Here is a 16,735-nt window from a genome sequence, read left to right on the forward strand (position 1 = left end):
GGGCCGGTTCCGCGAGGAGAGGGAGAGCGACATGGGCACGGTCATGCGGGGCGTGGCGGCGCTGGCACTTTCGGTGGCGGCCGTCGGGACGGTCGGCGCGGTGCGGGCCGACGCGGCGGGCGGCACGGTCCACGGCTGCCCGTACGGCGCCGTCTGCGTCTACCCGAACGACACGGACTGGGGCAACGACCACCCCAGCTTCGTGTACTGGAGCTACGGCGCCCACAACCTGAGCAATCAGTACGGGTGGCACGACGTGCTCAACAACCAGTCCGGGGGCGCTCGGGCGAGGCTGTGGACGGGCTACAACGGCACCGGCCAGGTCGTCGACGACCTGGTGGCGGGCGGCGCCTGGCACTACGACCTCGGCCCGGTCAACTCCATCACCCTGGACCACCCCTGACGGTCCGTCAGCCTACTGACCGGGCCGCCGGGCACGTTCAAAGTCCGCACCAGCCGGTCGAGGTCGGTGTACGCAGTCCGCGCACCGGAGACCGTGCCGGACGTCGCACCGGAGGCCGTACGGGACGTCGTATCGGCGGCTGTGCCCGTCGCGTACGTGTCGGTGTACGGGTGCGACCGGCCGCTCGGCGCCGCTTGGCCCTGCGCTTGCGCCAGCGCCTGGGGGGCCACGGCGCCGAGGTAGGAGCGGGCCCGCGCCTGCCGCTCCTGACAGGTGACAGGGGTCGCCCGTACGGCGGCAGGGCGCGGCACGGGCCAACGGCCGGTCGTGCCGGGATTCCGGGTCGTGACGGCCCCCCGGAGGGGGCGGGGGGGGCGACCGCTGGACGGCTGCTCGGCGGCGGCGGTCCTCAGAGCCGGTCGGCGTCCGCGATCACTTCCATGACGAACGCGCCGGTCAGCCGGAGCCGCCGCACCCGGTCGGCGAGGTCCGGGTCGCGGGCGAGCCCGGCCGGAAGCGGCTCCGCGCGGCGATGGGCGAGGGCCGTGCGGATCAGCGGGTGCCAGCGCGGCGCGAAGGTGTCCAGGGCGTACTCCCCCGCGCCCTCCTTGGAGACGATGTCCCCGGTGGCGACCGTGCGGTGCAGCCGGGACACCCCGAGCGCGCCCCAGGTGGTGAGCGAACGTCCCGCCGAGCGCGCCGCGACCAGCGGCTTGCCGGGCGTCTTCCCGGCCAGCGCCTTCTCGGCCCAGGGGTGCCAGTAGCCGTGCAGATTCTCCAGATTCCACGCGCGCAGGCGTTCCGGTTCCGGGTCGAGCCCGAGGGCGCCGGGGGCCGCGCCGCGCAGCGGGATGCCGCGTTCGCGCAGCACCTTCCACACCACAGGGTTGACGTCGAAGGCACGGCCGCGCGCGAAGGAGTTCCCGGTGTGCGAGGCCAGCGGGCGGATGGCCGTCACCGGTCGGCGGAGGTCGGCGGCCGACACGTAGACCGCGTTCACCGTGCCGGGGACCGTCACCCGCGCCCGCAGCAGCGCCCGTACGACGGGGGTGGTGTTGCCGACCGGGTGCAGCACCCGCAGCCGCCGGAGGTCCCCCGCCGTGAAGCCGCCGTCCACCGCCGCGACGACGTCGATGTCGCTGCCGCCCGCGCGCCACGCCCCGAGCGCGGCCGAGCCGACCACGTAGAAGTGGGTGATCCGGCCCGGCAGCAGCCGGTCGGCGACGGACAGATAGCGGCGGGTGAGGCGGGCGGCGTCGGGATGGAGCATTCGGGGAGTCTGCCACGGGTGCCCCGGGGCCGCGGTGCGCTGCCGGCCCGGCGTCCGGTACGAGGACGGCGGGCGGGCGGTCAGCGGGCGGTCGATCGGTCGGTCGGTCAGCGGGCGTCCCGCCCGGCGGCGCGCCACTCCGGTGCGAGGATCGACCAGACCTCGGCGTCCTGCCGTACGCCCCGGTAGAGGTAGGTGGCGCGCAGCAGCCCTTCGCGGGTCATGCCGAGCCGCTTGGCGACGTTGACGCTCGGCGTGTTCTTGGGCGACACCATCCACTCCACCCGGTGGATGCCGCGTTCGTACACCGCCCAGTCGATGATGACGCGGGCCGCCCGGGTGACCAACCCCCGTCCGGCGGCGGCCGGTTCGAGCCAGCAGCCCACCTCGCAGTTGCCCGCCGCCGCGTCGAAGACCTTGAACAGGACACCGCCGACGAGCAGTCCGTCGAGCCAGATGCCGTAGAGGCGGCCCGCGTCGGCCGCCGTCTTGTCGGCGTACGACTGGAGCCAGTTCCGCGCCGAGTCCAGGTCGGCGGTGGCGTCGGCCAGGCCGATGTGCTGTCCGATGTACTCGCGCCCGCGGTCCATGTGGGCCAGGAACTCCTCGGCCCGCCACGGCTCCAGCGGGCGCAGCTCGGCGTCGTCTCCCAGGGAAATCGCGAACATCTCGTCCTCCACGTCGGCATCGCACAGCGGCGCCGCTCCACGGCACGCGCCCCCGCAGACCTACCGCAAAGGGAGCCGCCGCGACCAGCGGTTTTCGCCCGGCGCGGGTCCGTACCCCTTCGGACGTACGGGGTCAGCGGTCGGCGCGGGCGCGCCAGGCGAGGAACGGGACCAGGGGCGACTGGCCGTCCAGGTAGATCCAGGGCATCTCGGTGGCCCGGTCCCCGAGGACCTGGAACAGCGGACGCGCGAGGCGGAGGTCCCCGGCGAGCGCGAAGGTCATCGCGAAGGTGTTGAAGGCCAGCGGCCAGTCCCGGCGGCGTACGAAGTCCGGGTGGTAGACCGAGCGCGCGGCGGCCTCGTTCACGGCGCGGACCACGTCGGCGTCGGCCAGATACGGCGACTCCGCGTCGCCGCCGAGTGCCAGCCACTCCTCCAGGTGGGCCTGGGCGACGAGGTGGCCCATCGGGCTCCCGGCGGGGGCCGTCAGCATCGACTCGCGGGCGAAGGCGTGCGTCCGGGCCCACGAGCCGCCCCACTTCGGGCAGAGCTGCTGCACGTGCTGCCGGTGGGCGGCGACATGGCCGGGCGAGCGGCGGCAGGTCGCCGCGAAGCGGCGCTCCGCGACATCGGATCCGACGCCGAGACCGCGCCCGGTGATCTGGAGGAAGTACCAGGGCGCCGCCCAGGTCGGCTCGCGCTCGGCCGCCTCCAGCAGGTGGTCCTCGGCGACGGTCAGCCGGGCCCGGAAGAGCTCCCACTGCTCGTCCGACACGTATCGCGCCGCGAAACCCGTACGGGCGTGCCAGGCCCAGGCGACATGCCGGGCGCCGGAGACCAGCAGCGGCAGCGCGTCGTCCGGCTCGGCGGCGATCACGTCGCCGATCCACCGCTCCACCCCGGCGACGCTCTGCACGCCCTCCAGCAGGAAGGTCAGGTCCTCGCCGTCCGTCGCGGCGGCCAGTCGCGCGCGGATCAGCGGCCACTGCTCGACGCCCTCGCGCGCCGCCGCCCGGATCTCGGCGAGCCGCGCGTCACCGTAGGACAGGTCGATGCCGGGGACCCGCTTGCGGCGCAGCAGGAAGGTCTCCCCCTCCGCGCGGCGCACCCTCAAGAGGCTGGTCCAGGACATACGACGCAGAATACGCCGGGCGCCCGATCGTCGCCGGTCCGGTGGCCCCCTCCCGCCGGTACGGTGGCCGCCTCTCGCCGGTACGTGGCCCGTCCCTCGCTGGTACGTCGCCGATCCGGTGGCCGCCCTCGCACGCTCCTCGCCCGCTGCGGCCCGCACGGCCCATCCGGCCCCTGGACGTACGGCGTCCCCGGCCGGTCCGGCACGGCGCGGCCCCAGTCCGGGACCCGCGTACCGCGCCACCGGCGGATGCGGGTTGTCGGCGCGCCGGACCAGCGAGTGCGGGTCCGTCGCGGCCTGCTGGAACCTTCCCGCGTCGCTGACGGCGACGAAGGTGCGTACGGCGTCGAGATCCACGCCGACCGACGCTACTCGCGGGGTACGACGCTCCCGCTCCCCGGCGGACGGCCGCCGCCGGAACCCGGTTGCCCCCGTCCCGAGGCCGCTGCCACAGTCGTCGCCATGACCGCCGACTCCACCGCGACCGCCACGACCGCCACGAGTTCTTTCACCGCGCCCGACGGGACCCGGCTCGCCTACCACGCTCTCGGCGAGGGGCCGCCGCTGATCTGCCTGCCCGGAGGCCCGATGCAGGACAGCGCGTATCTCGGGGACCTCGGCGGTCTCGCCGCGCACCGGCGGTTGATCCTGCTGGACCCGCGGGGCACCGGCGGCTCGGCGGTCCCCCAGGACACCGGCTCCTACCGCTGCGACCGGCTCGTGGACGACGTGGAAGCCCTCCGCGTCCATCTGGGCCTTGACCGGGCGGATCTGCTCGGGCACTCCGCCGGTACGAATCTGGCCGTGCTGTACGTCGCCCGGCATCCCGAACGCGTCGGGCGGCTCGCGCTGATCACGCCGAGCGTCCGGGCGGTCGATGTCCCGGTCACCGGGGACACGCGGCGCGGGACGGCGCTGCTGCGCGAGGGCGAGCCGTGGTTCCCGGCCGCTTTCGCCGCGCTGGAGGCGGTCGTCGCGGGCAAGGGCGACGCCGGGACGTTCCGGGCCGTCGACCCCTTCTTCTACGGGCGTTGGGACGACGCGGCCCGCGCGCACCGGGACGCGGGCGAGGCGCGCAAGAACACGGAAGCCGGGGAGGTCTTCGGTTCCGAGGGCGCCTTCGACCCGGCCGCCACCCGCGCGGCCCTGGCGCGTTTCACCTCCCCCGTCCTCGTACTGGCCGGGGAGGTCGACCTCAACACCCCGCCCTCCGCCGCGGCCGAGGTCGCCGGTCTGTTCCCGCGCGCCGAGTCGGCCGTCCAGCCCGGCGCCGGTCACTTCCCCTGGCTCGACGACCCGGCGCGTTTCGTGTCGACCGTGGCGGCCTTCCTGCGCTGACGAGCACGCGGCCGAGAGGTCGGCCGTCAGGCAGCGGACGTGATCGCCTCGTCGAGTACGTCCCTGAACGGCGTCGGCGGGCGGCCGATCAAGGTGGCGAGCGCCGGGTCGACCGCGGTGAACTCGCCCTGCCTGCCGGCCGCGAACATCCCGAGGAGCAGTTCCGCCTGCGCGGGTGAGGCGCCGTGCCCGACGAGGAGGTCCCGGTACTCGTCGTCGCCGATGACGACGCGCTTGACCGGGCGCCCGGACAGTTCGGCGGCGGTCTCCGCGACGTCGGCGAGATCGAGCGCTTCGGAGCCGGTGAGCGGCGCGGTCGGACCCGACGGGCGTACGGACCGGTCGTCGGCGGTCAGCACGCGCGCGGTGGCCTCGGCGAGGTCGGCGTGGGCCGTCCAGGAGATGAGGCCGTCCTCCGGCGCGGCCAGCTCGCCCGTGCGCACGGCGGCGCCGAGCAGCATGATCGCCGAGCTGGCGTAGTAGCCGTTGCGCAGGGAGGTCCACGGCACGCCCGAGTCGCGCAGCGCCGCCTCGGTGGCGGCGTGGTCGGGCATGGGCGCGAAGAGGGAGGTCGGGCTCGCGCCCATGTGGCTGGTGTAGAGGATGCGGCCGGCCCCGGCGGCCTTGGCTCCGTCGATCGCGGCGTGGTGCATGGCGAGGGCGGGCTCTCCGGTGACGTCGGCCGAGACGATCAGCACCTGCGCGGCGCCCTCGAAGGCGTGCGCGAGGGTCGCCGGGTCCGTGAAGTCGCCCCGCCGTACGCGGACGCCCTTCTCCGCCAGGTCCCGTGCCTTGTCGGGGTCGCGGACGCTGACGCCGATCTCCTCGGCGGGGACGCGGGTGAGCAGCCGGTCGACGACGGCCCGGCCGAGTTTTCCGGTGGCTCCGGTGACGATGATCATGAGGTGTCTCCAGGTGGGTGAGGGTTTGCGCGGCCTCGGCGCACGGGCGACGCGCGGTCGACAGATCGACATGCCGATAGGTGTCGCCGTACCGGTGGCGGGACGAGCAGCACTGAATCACTGCTAACAACTCACACGCTAGCACCGATAATGAATCACCGCTAACGCGATTCCTGTTACCGTCGACACCATGAGCGTCGGAGACATCGCCCCTGGGGAAGGCCCGCGCGAGCGCATCCTCGCCGCCACCGCCAAGCTGCTCGCCGAGGGCGGCCGGGAGGCCGTGTCGACCCGGGCGGTCGGCGCGGCGGCCGGAGTGCAGGCACCGACGATCTACCGGCTCTTCGGCGACAAGCAGGGTCTGCTCGACGCGGTCGCGGCCGACGGCTTCGCGGCCTACCTGGCCAGCAAGACGGACCTGGAACCCGGCGCGGACCCGGTGGCGGACCTGCGGACCGGCTGGGACCTGCACGTCGGCTTCGGCCTCGCCAACCCGGCGCTCTACCAGGTCATGTACGAGCGGACCAGGGGCTCGGTGCCGCCGACACCCGCCGAGGTCGCGGGCGTGGCGGTGCTGGCCGGGCACATCCGCCGGATCGCCGAGGCGGGCCGACTGCGCGTGAGCGAGGAACGCGCCTCGCTGCTCGTCCAGGCCGCGGGCCAGGGCATCACCAACACGCTGATCTCCCTGCCGCCCGACCGCCGCGACCCGGAACTGGCCGCCCTGGCCCGCGAAGCGGTCATCGCCGCGATCACCACCGACGCCCCGGCCGCCACCGACCCCGCCTCCGGTCCCGTCACCGCCGCCGTGGCCCTGCGCGCCGTCCTCCCCCGGACCTCCGCCCTCACCGCCACCGAACAAGCCCTCCTGCGCGACTGGCTCGACCGCATCGCCACCGCGAAGCCGTAGCAGTAGCCGTAGGCCGTAGCCCGTCCGCGCCCCGAAGGGCCGCCGTGGCTGGCGGCTGGCGGCTGGCGGCTGGCGGCTGGCGGCTGGCGGCTGGCGGCTGGCGGCTGGCGGCTGGCGGCTGGCGATCAACCCAGCCCTGAGTGTTCCGGTCGGGCGGTCCGGTGGTCGACGGCGGGGCGCAGCCAGGGCGTGAGTTGGACGATTCCCCAGGTGGCCTCGGCGGCGAGGAACAGCCACAGGATCCGCGAGGCGCCTTGGGCCAGCGCGTACGCCATCCACGCGGAGAACAGGGTGCGCGCGATGCCGTCGAGCAGGCCGTGTTCGGGCAGGGTCCGTACGATGCGGAGGGCGGCCCAGACGACCACCACAGAGCCCATCAGATTCGCGAACAGGGTCTGCCACACGTCGAGTTCGGGCAGGCCGCCCCAGCCGAGCGCGTCGCCCGCCGAGGACAGCGCGTCGTGCACCCGCGCGTAGGTCCACGGTGTGACGAACCCCACGGTGACCGCGAGGTCGTACCAGGCACTCGCGCGTACGACGCGGAGATAGGCGGGGCGTGCGGGGGCGTGGAAACGGATCATGGGGAGGCTCCGGCCGGTTGGGGGGCTCAGCGACGGCCTCACGCTAAACAGTGGAGTACGGTCCAAGGTCAAGCTCATCGGCCGAGGGGGAGGCGCGGCATGCGTATCGGAGAGCTGGCCGCTCAGACCGGGATGACCAGGGACGCGATCCGGTTCTACGAGAAGGTCGGCCTCGTCACGGGCCGACGCCTCACCAACGGCTACCGCGACTTCCCGCCCGAGTCGGTGGCCTGGCTGCACTACGTCCGCACCGCGCAGACGCTCGGATTCTCCCTGGCCGAAATCGCCCGGACCGGCGAGGAGTTGCGCGCGGCACCGGACCCCGCCGTAGCGCTCTCCGCGCTGTTCGAGGAGAAGATCCGCCTCCTCGACGCCCGCATGGCCGAACTCGCCACCCTGCGCACCGAACTCACCGACCGCGTCGGCACAGGCTGCCCCCTCCGGGCGGTCGAACCGGACGGCGACGGTGCCATGCGCGTGACGGCCCGCCCCCTGGCCCACGCCATCCGGCCAGTCGTCTGAAGGACCGAGTGACACGGTGCCGGTGCTGGCGCCGATACGGCGGCAAGGCCCAACCCGGCCGCGCCGAGCGTCTGTTCCGCGCCCGCGCCGTCATCGCCGCCGCCCCGTGCGTACCGTCCGCATCGGGGGACACGCGTAGGGGGTGGATCGGCGAGGCATATGCCCCTGGCTGTCCGGCAAAGGGGGGTGCGGGGGCGGGATGAGGGCCGCCCCGATCTCCCCTTGGTGCCCGGCCACCAGTACCCTCTTGATCCTCACGGCACCTCCTCCACGGTTCCCGGGCGAACCCCGGTCCCCTGTCGGCGCCTTCGGCGCTCGGCCCTCCCGTGGAAGGGGCAGTTCGGGCGGACAGCCGTGACCCCCGGCAGATCGGCCCGGCTGGCGGTGGGAAATCCGAGTACGGAACAGGGCGTCGAGGTGCCGCGCACAGCGGCTCCTCCTCAAGGGGCAGCGCGAGGGGCGGAATCAGGTGGACGACGACAACGGCACGGGCATACCCGGCGAGGACGGCGCGACGGCCGGGGACGGCAAGCCGGCCGGACAGCGGCAGCCGGGCCCGAGGCCCATGGCCCGGGCGCGGAAGGCTGCGGCGCAGCCCCGTAAGCGCGCCCAGGCTCCCGCCCGGGCGGAAGCGGAGACGGCAGCGGAGACGCCAGCGGACACGGCAGGGGGCACGGCAGGGGACACGGACGCGGTGGCGGACGCGCAGCCCGAGGGCGGCGCTCAGGAAGCCGCCCCGTCCGAGGCGGCGCCAAAGCCCGCGAAGCCCACGAAGGCCGCGCCGAAGCGCGCTGCCGCAAAGCCCGCCGAGAAGACCGCGGCGGCCGAAGTACCCGCCACCGCAAGCAAGGTGACGGAGGCTCAGAAGCAGCCCGAGGCCGCTCCCATGGCAGCCGCGGCGGCGAAGGCGGCGCAGAAGCAGGTGGCGGAGAAGCCCGCCGTGAAGGCCGCCAAGACCGCGAAGACGGCGGCCAAGGCACCGGCCGGGACTCCGGCGAAGGCACCCGCGAAGGCGCCCGCGAGAACCGCGGCCAAGACGGCGCAGACACGGAAGACCGCGGCGGCGGCCGCGCCCGCGGGCGCGGCGAAGAAGGCGGCGGGGACCAGGCCCCCGGCGAAGGGGCGGAAGACGGCACCGGCCGCTTCGAAGGCGGCACCGTCCCAGGCCGCGACCGAGGCCCCGGAGCCCCAGGAGCCCGCGGCCGGGACGCCGACTCCGGTCAGCAGCAACGGACTTGTCGCCCTCCTCCAGGAGCAGGGCGCGCTCGCGCCCGAGGCGGCGCTCGTCGTCCTCAAGGGCTCGCTGCTCGCGCTCGCCGCAGCCCACGAGGCCGGTGGCGCCCACGGCGACATCGCGCCCGAGAACGTCCTGCTCACTCCCGAAGGCACGGTCCAGCTCACCGACGCCGAACCGGCGGCTCCCGCCCCGGATCAGGCGGAGGCGAACGCCGAGCCGGACACGCCCGAGAACGTCCTGCTCACTCCCGAAGGCACGGTCCAGCTCACCGACGCCGAACCGGCGGCTCCCGCCCCGGATCAGGCGGAGGCGAACGCCGAGCCGGACGCCGTACCCTCCGCCACCCCCTACAGCGCGCCCGAGCGGTGGGCGGGCGCACCGGCGACCGCGGCCTCCGACGTCTACGCGGCGACGGCCGTCTTCCACCAGAGCCTCACCGGCGCGCCGCCGTACGCGGGTGCCACGGCGGCGGAACCGGCGGCCCAGCACGCCGAGGCGCCGGTCCCGGCCGAGCAGGCTCCGGAGCCCGTACGGCCGCTGCTCGCATTCGGGTTGGCGAAGGACCCGGCGGAACGGCCGCAGAGCGCGGCCGAGTTCGCCGCCGAGGCCGAGGCGGTCGCCGTCGCCGCCTACGGCGAGGACTGGGAGGAGCGCGGGCGCGGTGAACTCGCCGCGCTGGTCGTCCTGTTGGCGGCGCCGTCCGGCGAGGCCGCGGCGGAAGCGGCCCAGCAGCCGCAGCCCGCCGCCGTACCGGTCGCCGTGGCCGCGTCCGCCGCGTCCGGGGCGGGTGCGCCGCCCGTACCGCCCAAGCACGCGCCCCACCACGCCCCCGCGGGCGGCCCCGAGGCTCCCGCACCCCGCTTCAGCCGACGCGCGAAGGTCCTCGCCGTCGTCGCGGCGGCCGTGATCATCGCGGGCGCGGTGACCGTCACGGCGGTGGCGACCGGCAACAAGAGCGACGACACCCCCGTGGCGGGCCCGACGCCGACCGCCGTCACGTCGCTGACCGCGACGACCCCGACCACCGCGCCCGCCAACCCGTCCCCCACCGTCAGCCTGTCGGCGTCGCCCACGGTCAACGTCTCGCCGACCGGCACACCGACGACGGCGGTCACGCCCAGCAGGACCGTGTCGAGCACGCCCACCGGCACGCCGAGCACGCCGAGCACGCCGCCCACCACCGCGCCGACCACCCCTTCGGCCGACCCGACGACGACCGGGAAGCCCGCTGCCGGGCCGCACGTGGCGTCCATCGCCGTCACCGGTTTCGACTGCCCGACCGGCAAGCGCCGCACGGCGACCGCCACGGTGTACGTGACCTACGACGGCACCGAGGCGGGCACCTTGCACCTGACGTGGTGGCACAGCGCCACGGGCAAGCCGCAGGGCGCCGTCACGCTGGCCCGGCAGACCGCCCAGTTCCCCAAGGGCGCGCAGAGCTACACCTTCACGGACCGGTACACGTTCACCCCGGACCGCGATCACCCGTACGTCGGGCTGTCCGTCTCCAGCGACCCGGCCGCCGACTCCGGCAACGGCACCTACGGAGTGGGCTGCCGCTGACCCTCCGGCACGTGTCCGGCACCGCGCGGAAGGCATCGCGCGGTGCCGGACACGTGTCAGTGCGGGCGTCAGGACAGCGCAGGATCAGGACAGCGCAGGTCTCAGGACGTTGCAGGCGTCAGGCAGGTATCAGGACAGGCGCCAGGGCAAGTGCCGTGCGCTCACCGCGTGAAGATTCCGGCGACGAGGTTGATGGCGGTCGCGAGAATGCTCGTACCGAACAGATACGACAGCAGTGTGTGCCGCAGGACGACCGCGCGGATCGTCGAACTGGAGACGTCGGTGTCGGAGACCTGGTAGGTCATGCCGAGGTTGTAGCTGAAGTAGAAGAAATCGCGGTAGGCCGGGGCCTCGTCCTCGGAGTTGAAATCGATCCCGCCCTCGGACTCCTCGTAATACAGATACGCGTACCGTGCCGCGTACATCAGATGCAGTGCGGCCCAGGCCATGAAGACGCCGATGAGCGCGGTCGCGGCGTGGGCGGTGTCGGAGTTGCCGAGCAGGAACACGACGATGCCGATGAGGCCGCAGAGCGCGACCGCGACGACCACGATCTCCTCGGCGAGCGGTCGCAGGTCCTCGCGCCGCGAATTGTGGCGGGTCGCGGCGGCGTCCATCGGCCACAGCACGCACCAGCCGACCACGACGAAGAACGACTCGGTGGCCGCGATGGCCGAGAGAATTCCCAGCGGCGTGTCGGTCGACGACCCCACGCACGCCCCGACCACCGCCCCGAAGGCGACCGAACCGGCAAGGCGCGGAGCCGCGGACGGCGAAAACCGGATACTCGTACTCACAGGCCGTAACGCTAGTGGTTCACCGCTGTCGGCACGGCAATGGCCGCGCAAAAGTGCCGTGCCGGATCGGCGCCGGGGAATCGGCCCGGGGAATCGGTCCGGGGATTCGGCGGGATTCGGCACGGGATCGCCTTCCCTACGTGTCGAGGCGGACGGTCATCTCCACCGTCACGTCGTCCCCCTCGGAAAGCCCCTCCGGTTTGCGCACGGCGTTCTTGAGCGGCAGCAGATAGCCGCCGTCCTTGGGAAAGAGCGAGGTCGCGAAATCGGTGCCGCCGATCCGGGCCAGCACCGGGATCACCCCCCACCCGTACGAGGCCGTCGTCGCCACCTCGCGGATGTCCGCGGACTCCTCCTCCGGCACGGGCACGAAGTAGTACGGCGCCGGTCCGCGCCACTCCACGACCCGCCCCGCGAACACCAGCTCCACGCCCCCAGCCCCTTCTCCCACGTCCTACGTCCCGCGTCCCGCGCGTCCGTCGGGGACAGCCAGGCTAGACCAGTACGGGTTACGTCTCGTCCGCGCCCGCGCCCGGAGCGGACCCAGCGGGCGGAGAGGGCGGGGCGGGCGGGGCGAAGTGGATGGGGGCGGTGAAGTTGGCGCGGCGGGCGGCGCGGCGGAAGGTGATGAGGGCGGCGGGGCCGGCCAGCAGGATGGCGACGAAGTTGGTGACCGCGCGGCCGGTGTCCCAGCCGAGGGAGGTCGCCACGTCGAAGGCCAGGTAGCGGTGCCACTGCTCGGTGAAGGGCAGGCCCGGCAGGTAGGCGATGGAGCTGCCGGGGTCGAGCGAGAAGGGCCAGAAGGAGAGGTTGAGCAGGAAGCCGAAGAGGTAGCCGGACGCCGAGCCGTAGGCCGCGAGCATCAGGATCTCGGCCCTGCCGCGGGCGCGCGGGAGGAGCCCGGCGAGCATCCCGACAAAGGCGCAGCCGAACATCTGGTACGGCATCCAGGGTCCGACACCGCCGGTGAGCAGCGCGGACGCGAAGAGGGACGTGCAGCCGAGGGTGAAGCCGAAGCCGGGGCCGAAGACGCGGCCCGCAAGCACGAGGACGAAGAAGACGGTCTCGATGCCCGCGGTGCCCGCGCCGAGCGGGCGCAGGGCGGCGTTGACGGCGGACAGCACGCCGAGCATGGCCAGGGCCTTGGCGTCGATGCCGCCGTCGGCGATCTGGGCGAAGACCACCGCCAGGACGAGGATCAGCAGGACGCCGAAGATCAGCGGCGGCGCGTAGGAGGTGCCGAAGCGGCCGGGGGCGACGACGAAGGGCCAGAAGAAGGCGACCAGGCCGATGAAGGCGGCCAGGACGATGGTGACGACGGCCGTCGCGTGCATCCGGACGGCGGTGGTACGGCCCGTCCAACGCCCGGCCGCGCCCTTGCCGTTGCCCGCGCCCCCGCTCGTGTGCGTGGCGCCCGTCCTGGCCGTGGCCATCACTTCGCCTCGGCTTCCGCGAGCGCGTCCGCGACCTGACCGACCGTCAGGTAGGGCAGCGGGGCGAGGATCTTGGCGGCCTGTGGCGCGAAGGCCGGTGAGGCGACGATGACATCGGCGGTGGGGCCGTCGGCGACCGTCTCGCCCTCGGCCATGACGATCACGCGGTCGGCGCTCGCGGCGACGAACTCCACGTCGTGCGTGGAGATCACGACGCTGCGGCCCTCGGCGGCGAGCGCGTCCACGATCCGGATGAGGGCCTGCTTGGCCTGGTAGTCGAGGCCGCGGGTCGGCTCGTCCAGCAGGACGACGTCGGGGGCGGTGGTGAGCTGGATGGCCAGCACGAGCGAGAGCTTCTGGCCTTCCGACAGGTCGCGGGGGTGGGTGTCGTCGGGGATGCCGGGCGCGAGCCGGTCGAGGATCACCCGCGCGGCGCTCGGGGCCGCCCCGGCCGACTCCCGGTCGGCCTGGGCCAGTTCGGCGCCGACCGTCTCCAGGTAGAGCAAATCGGTGGGGGTCTGCGGGACCAGGCCGACGCGGCGGCGCTCAGGTCCCGACGTCGTACGCCGTCCGCCGAACCGCCGTGCCGAGGCCCCCGGCTCGGGTGCGGCCGGGTCCGCGCCCTGAGCGAACCGTACGGTTCCGCCCTGTCGCGGCCCGGCGCCGTGGACCGCCCACAGCAGGGACGACTTGCCCGAGCCGTTGCGGCCCATCAGCGCGGTGACCTCACCGGCCCGCAGTTCCAGGTCCACCTCGCGGACGGCGACCACGTCTCCGTAGCGCACGACGATCCCGCTGGCGGTCAGCAGCGGTGTGCCCGTGCCGTGCGAGACGCGGACCGGCGGCACCGGGCGTCCGGCGAGCCGTTCGCGCAAGGGAACTGCGGCGCGGCGGGCGTCGCGTACGGACAGCGGCAGCGGTTCCCAGCGGGCCAGGCGGCCGAGGTCGACCACGGGGGGCGCGACCGAGGCGGTACGGAAGGCGACGGACGGCGGGGCGGAGGTGACGGTGCCGTCGCCGGTCAGGTGCAGGACGCGGTCGGCGTACTGCACGACGCGCTCCAGGCGGTGTTCCGCGAGCACGACGGTCACCCCGAGGTCGTGCACGAGCCGGGTCACGGCGGCGAGGACTTCCTCGGCGGCGGTCGGGTCGAGCGCGGAGGTGGGCTCGTCCAGCACCAGGACCTTGGGGTGGGCGGTGAGGACGGACCCGATGGCGACGCGTTGCTGCTGGCCGCCGGACAGCTCGCTCAGCGCGCGGTGCCGCAGGTCGGCCAGGCCCATCAGATCGAGGGTCTCCTCGACGCGCTTGCGCATGACGTCGGCGGGGACGGCCAACTGCTCCATGACATAGGCCAGTTCCTCCTCGACGGTGTCGGTGACGAATCCGGCGAGCGGGTCCTGGCCCACGACGCCCACCACGTCGGCGAGTTCACGCGGCGGGTACGTCGCGGTGTCGCGGCCGTCGACGGTGACACGGCCCGCGAGTGTGCCGCCGGTGAAGTGCGGCACCAGGCCGTTGACCGTGCCGAGCAGCGTGGACTTGCCCGCGCCGGTCCTGCCGACGACCAGGCACAGTTCGCCTTCCTCCAAGGTCAGGTCCACGTCCCGCAGCACGGGCTGCTCGGAGCCCGCGTACACGACGCTGACCTGGTCGAATCGGATCACAGCAGGGCCTCGCTGGGCTTGTCGGCGGTTTCGGCGGTGGTGGCGGTCGCGGCGGCTCCGCCGGGCGGCACGGCGGAGCGCCCGGCCGTGGCGCTTCTCGCGCTCTTCGTGCTCTTCGCGCTCTTCGCTGCGGACGTGCGCGGCGGGGGCGGCGCGGCGAAGGCGGCGGTGCCCGCGAGCAGGATCGCGGCGGCGGGCAGCCACGGCAGTGACGGCCAACGCAGCGGATACAGGCTGGGGTTGAGGTCGGCGGCGTTGTAGCCGACGGTCAGGAACAGCACGGTGGCGGTGGCGACGCCGCACAGCGCGACCACCCACTCCGCGGACCGCCAGGGGTCGGGTCGGTAGCTGGTGCGCCGTATCCGCCGCCCGCCGAGCGCGAGTCCGGCGCAGCACAGCAGCGACCCGCCGAGCATGGCGGGCAGTCCGAGCGCGCGCGGGGTGGTGCCGTCCAGCAGCCCGTAGATGCCGGTGCACAGGCCGAGCATGCCGCCGAGCATCAGGACGGCGGTGGTACGGCGTGAGGCGCGGGTCGCGGTGCCGGCCCGGCCGTAGCCGCGCGAGTCCATGGCTGCGGCCAGGTGCAGGGAGCGTTCCAGCGCGTCCTCCAGTACGGGGATGAGGATGCCGCGCAGCGCCCGCAGCCCCTTGGCCCGGTCGGCCCGCAGCCGTCGGGCGCGCGCCACCCGCTGGACGCTTTCGACGAGTTGGGGGGCGACGCTCAGCGACACCGTGACGGCGACGCCGAGTTCGTACAGCGCGCCGGGCAGGACGCGCAGGGCCCGCTTGGGGTTGGCGAGGGTGTTCGCGGCGCCGATGCAGCACAGCAGGCAGGCCAGCCGCAGTCCGTCGGTCGCGGCGGACAGGGTGGCCTCGAGCGACACCGGGCCGCCGAGCTGAATTCCCGCGTACCAGTGGGGAGTCGGGATGTGCGGCAGCGAGAACATGATGTGGTCGGCGGGTGTGATGCCGCTGGCGAAGACGCAGCGGAAGACGACGCGGATCACGACGACCGTCAGCGCGAGGTACAGGTAGTACTTGAAGCCCTTCGCCCAGGGGGCGTCGGTGCGGCGCTCGGTGACGACGTAGCCGAGGACGACCAGGACCAGGCCGAGCAGCAGCGGGTTGGTGGTGCGGCTGACCGCGGTGGCCAGGGCGATGCCCCAGATCCACCAGGCGACCGGGTGCAGGGTGCGCGGGAGCCGCCGCCCGGTGTGCGGGGAGGCGGCGGCGCGCGGCGGTACCGCGTCGGCGTGCGCGGGACCGCCGGTCGGGGACGGAGGCGGGGCGGTGGACAACGCGCTACTCCGCGTTCCGCCGCCGCCGGGTCCTGACGACGATGAATCCGGCGATCACGGCCACGACGGCCGCGGTCAGGGCGAAGGGCAGGACCGAGCCGGACGAATGGCTCGCGGCGGCGGTCGGCTCCGCGTCCTGCGTGCGGGGCTGCCCTGGCGACGGCGTTGCGCCCGTGGCCGTGCCCGTGCCCGGCGCGGTGCTCGCGGGCGCGGTCCCGGTGGGGGTCGCGGTGGGCGGGGCCGAGGTGGTGGCCGGTGTCGTACGGGTCGCGGACGGCGTGGTGGCGGCCGGTCGTGAGGTCTTCCCGGGCGCCGAGCCCGCGGCGGTGTGCGTACCGGCGGGCTTGGTCGGCCTGGGCGGGGCCGAAGTGGCGCCGCCGGACGTGGTGTTGTGCGCCCGGACGCTGTCGGGTGAGAACGTCGGACGGCCCTGCGTGCCCGCGACGTTGGTGGCGCCGAAGATCCACAGGTCCACACTGCCGGGCTTGGGGTGGTAGCTCATCGCGCCCAACTGGCTGTAGGACCAGGTGTTCTGCCCCGCGTCGGCGTGCCAGTACGACCAGTAGGCGGTCGCGGGCGGCGTCAGCACGCAGGGGGCGTCCTTGGACGTCGGATACTGCTTGCCGCCCTGGTAACCGGCGTAGCCGATCCGGCAGATGAAGGCCGGACCGTCGTGCTGGGTGCCGGTGGTGGCCCAGCCGCCCTGGTTCAGCAGGGTGTAGCCGGTGGTGGGCGTGGTGCCGCAGGAGCGCAGCAGCGGGCCGCCCCAGTGGCTGAAGTCCACCGCGAGCACGACGCCCTTGGTGGTCGTGCACGCGCTCATCGGCTGCGCGGTCGCCATCGCGGGCGCCGCGCCCACGGTGAGCCCGCCGCACACGGCGGCGAGCGTCAGCGCGAGCGCGGTGACCGTACGGGCGAGGACCGATCGTGCGCCGGGCCGCCGTGGATGGCAGGACGCGCCTGCGACGGGCGCCGCCCGCCGGGCCGTTGACCGCATGCCATGGGCCGGCCGAA

Annotated in this window: 16 protein-coding genes; 5 read left to right on the top strand and 11 right to left on the bottom strand. The window is 74.1% G+C overall.

Annotated features, from left to right (window positions below; genetic code table 11):
- Nucleotides 1-31: 31 nt before the first annotated feature.
- Entirely contained in the window at nucleotides 32-403 is a 372-nt protein-coding gene (locus tag ACIP4Z_RS16215) for a hypothetical protein (protein ID WP_401308488.1), read from the top strand.
- Nucleotides 404-812: 409 nt separating this feature from the next.
- On the opposite strand, the gene ACIP4Z_RS16220 is transcribed toward ACIP4Z_RS16215, so the two are convergent.
- The 3 genes from ACIP4Z_RS16220 to ACIP4Z_RS16230 form a co-directional block, all read right to left on the bottom strand.
- A complete protein-coding gene (locus ACIP4Z_RS16220) occupies nucleotides 813-1,673 on the bottom strand; it encodes an aminoglycoside adenylyltransferase domain-containing protein (protein WP_401308491.1) in 861 nt (286 codons plus the stop codon).
- A 107-nt stretch (nucleotides 1,674-1,780) separates the two neighbouring features.
- A complete protein-coding gene (locus ACIP4Z_RS16225; protein ID WP_355341499.1) occupies nucleotides 1,781-2,341 on the bottom strand; it encodes a GNAT family protein in 561 nt (186 codons plus the stop codon).
- A 133-nt stretch (nucleotides 2,342-2,474) separates the two neighbouring features.
- Nucleotides 2,475-3,473, bottom strand: a complete 999-nt coding sequence (locus tag ACIP4Z_RS16230) for a hypothetical protein (RefSeq protein ID WP_401308495.1) — start codon at nucleotides 3,471-3,473, stop codon at nucleotides 2,475-2,477.
- A 462-nt stretch (nucleotides 3,474-3,935) separates the two neighbouring features.
- On the opposite strand from ACIP4Z_RS16230, the gene ACIP4Z_RS16235 reads away from it, so the two are divergent.
- Entirely contained in the window at nucleotides 3,936-4,811 is an 876-nt protein-coding gene (locus ACIP4Z_RS16235) for an alpha/beta fold hydrolase (protein WP_401308498.1), read from the top strand.
- A gap of 26 nt (nucleotides 4,812-4,837) precedes the next feature.
- On the opposite strand, the gene ACIP4Z_RS16240 is transcribed toward ACIP4Z_RS16235, so the two are convergent.
- Nucleotides 4,838-5,713, bottom strand: a complete 876-nt coding sequence (locus ACIP4Z_RS16240; protein ID WP_401308501.1) for an SDR family oxidoreductase — start codon at nucleotides 5,711-5,713, stop codon at nucleotides 4,838-4,840.
- A 190-nt stretch (nucleotides 5,714-5,903) separates the two neighbouring features.
- Between ACIP4Z_RS16240 and ACIP4Z_RS16245 the strand changes: the two genes are divergently transcribed.
- Nucleotides 5,904-6,623, top strand: a complete 720-nt coding sequence (locus ACIP4Z_RS16245) for a TetR/AcrR family transcriptional regulator (protein WP_401308504.1) — start codon at nucleotides 5,904-5,906, stop codon at nucleotides 6,621-6,623.
- A gap of 125 nt (nucleotides 6,624-6,748) precedes the next feature.
- Here the strand turns inward: ACIP4Z_RS16245 and ACIP4Z_RS16250 are convergent, their stop codons facing one another.
- A complete protein-coding gene (locus ACIP4Z_RS16250; RefSeq protein ID WP_401308507.1) occupies nucleotides 6,749-7,204 on the bottom strand; it encodes a hypothetical protein in 456 nt (151 codons plus the stop codon).
- A gap of 99 nt (nucleotides 7,205-7,303) precedes the next feature.
- On the opposite strand from ACIP4Z_RS16250, the gene ACIP4Z_RS16255 reads away from it, so the two are divergent.
- Both ACIP4Z_RS16255 and ACIP4Z_RS16260 read left to right on the top strand, forming a co-directional pair.
- Nucleotides 7,304-7,726, top strand: coding sequence for a MerR family transcriptional regulator (locus ACIP4Z_RS16255; RefSeq protein ID WP_401308510.1), 423 nt, complete (start codon nucleotides 7,304-7,306; stop codon nucleotides 7,724-7,726).
- 850 nt (nucleotides 7,727-8,576) lie between these two features.
- Nucleotides 8,577-10,526, top strand: a complete 1,950-nt coding sequence (locus ACIP4Z_RS16260; protein ID WP_401308513.1) for a hypothetical protein — start codon at nucleotides 8,577-8,579, stop codon at nucleotides 10,524-10,526.
- Nucleotides 10,527-10,687: 161 nt separating this feature from the next.
- Here the strand turns inward: ACIP4Z_RS16260 and ACIP4Z_RS16265 are convergent, their stop codons facing one another.
- The 6 genes from ACIP4Z_RS16265 to ACIP4Z_RS16290 all read right to left on the bottom strand — a co-directional run bounded on the left by ACIP4Z_RS16265 (nucleotide 10,688) and on the right by ACIP4Z_RS16290 (nucleotide 16,718).
- Complete coding sequence (locus ACIP4Z_RS16265) at nucleotides 10,688-11,323, bottom strand: DUF1345 domain-containing protein (protein WP_391045963.1); 636 nt, start codon at nucleotides 11,321-11,323, stop codon at nucleotides 10,688-10,690.
- A 136-nt stretch (nucleotides 11,324-11,459) separates the two neighbouring features.
- Nucleotides 11,460-11,753, bottom strand: a complete 294-nt coding sequence (locus ACIP4Z_RS16270; protein ID WP_355341469.1) for a DUF1905 domain-containing protein — start codon at nucleotides 11,751-11,753, stop codon at nucleotides 11,460-11,462.
- A gap of 79 nt (nucleotides 11,754-11,832) precedes the next feature.
- Nucleotides 11,833-12,657 carry an ECF transporter S component gene (locus ACIP4Z_RS16275; protein ID WP_401308911.1) on the bottom strand — a complete coding sequence of 275 codons (825 nt, stop codon included), beginning with the start codon at nucleotides 12,655-12,657 and terminating at the stop codon, nucleotides 11,833-11,835.
- Nucleotides 12,658-12,755: 98 nt separating this feature from the next.
- Nucleotides 12,756-14,423: an ABC transporter ATP-binding protein gene (locus ACIP4Z_RS16280; RefSeq protein WP_401308517.1), complete on the bottom strand. Its 1,668-nt coding sequence runs from the start codon at nucleotides 14,421-14,423 to the stop codon at nucleotides 12,756-12,758.
- Nucleotides 14,420-15,613, bottom strand: coding sequence for a CbiQ family ECF transporter T component (locus ACIP4Z_RS16285; RefSeq protein ID WP_401308914.1), 1,194 nt, complete (start codon nucleotides 15,611-15,613; stop codon nucleotides 14,420-14,422). The genes ACIP4Z_RS16280 and ACIP4Z_RS16285 overlap by 4 nt, the downstream gene beginning before the upstream one ends.
- 112 nt (nucleotides 15,614-15,725) lie before the next feature.
- Nucleotides 15,726-16,718, bottom strand: a complete 993-nt coding sequence (locus ACIP4Z_RS16290) for a hypothetical protein (protein WP_401308520.1) — start codon at nucleotides 16,716-16,718, stop codon at nucleotides 15,726-15,728.
- Nucleotides 16,719-16,735: the final 17 nt, after the last annotated feature.

The organism is Streptomyces sp. NPDC088910, assembly GCF_044749865.1.
GTDB lineage: Bacteria > Actinomycetota > Actinomycetes > Streptomycetales > Streptomycetaceae > Actinacidiphila.

Excerpts from the sequence above, each read along its gene's own strand:
- ACIP4Z_RS16230 (WP_401308495.1), bottom strand. The coding sequence starts at position 3,473 with ATGTCCTGGACCAGCCTCTTGAGGGTGCGCCGCGCGGAGGGGGAGACC.
- ACIP4Z_RS16215 (WP_401308488.1), top strand. The coding sequence starts at position 32 with ATGGGCACGGTCATGCGGGGCGTGGCGGCGCTGGCACTTTCGGTGGCG.
- ACIP4Z_RS16220 (WP_401308491.1), bottom strand. The coding sequence starts at position 1,673 with ATGCTCCATCCCGACGCCGCCCGCCTCACCCGCCGCTATCTGTCCGTC.
- ACIP4Z_RS16290 (WP_401308520.1), bottom strand. The coding sequence starts at position 16,718 with ATGCGGTCAACGGCCCGGCGGGCGGCGCCCGTCGCAGGCGCGTCCTGC.
- ACIP4Z_RS16225 (WP_355341499.1), bottom strand. The coding sequence starts at position 2,341 with ATGTTCGCGATTTCCCTGGGAGACGACGCCGAGCTGCGCCCGCTGGAG.
- ACIP4Z_RS16250 (WP_401308507.1), bottom strand. The coding sequence starts at position 7,204 with ATGATCCGTTTCCACGCCCCCGCACGCCCCGCCTATCTCCGCGTCGTA.
- ACIP4Z_RS16235 (WP_401308498.1), top strand. The coding sequence starts at position 3,936 with ATGACCGCCGACTCCACCGCGACCGCCACGACCGCCACGAGTTCTTTC.
- ACIP4Z_RS16255 (WP_401308510.1), top strand. The coding sequence starts at position 7,304 with ATGCGTATCGGAGAGCTGGCCGCTCAGACCGGGATGACCAGGGACGCG.
- ACIP4Z_RS16275 (WP_401308911.1), bottom strand. The coding sequence starts at position 12,657 with ATGCACGCGACGGCCGTCGTCACCATCGTCCTGGCCGCCTTCATCGGC.
- ACIP4Z_RS16240 (WP_401308501.1), bottom strand. The coding sequence starts at position 5,713 with ATGATCATCGTCACCGGAGCCACCGGAAAACTCGGCCGGGCCGTCGTC.
- ACIP4Z_RS16245 (WP_401308504.1), top strand. The coding sequence starts at position 5,904 with ATGAGCGTCGGAGACATCGCCCCTGGGGAAGGCCCGCGCGAGCGCATC.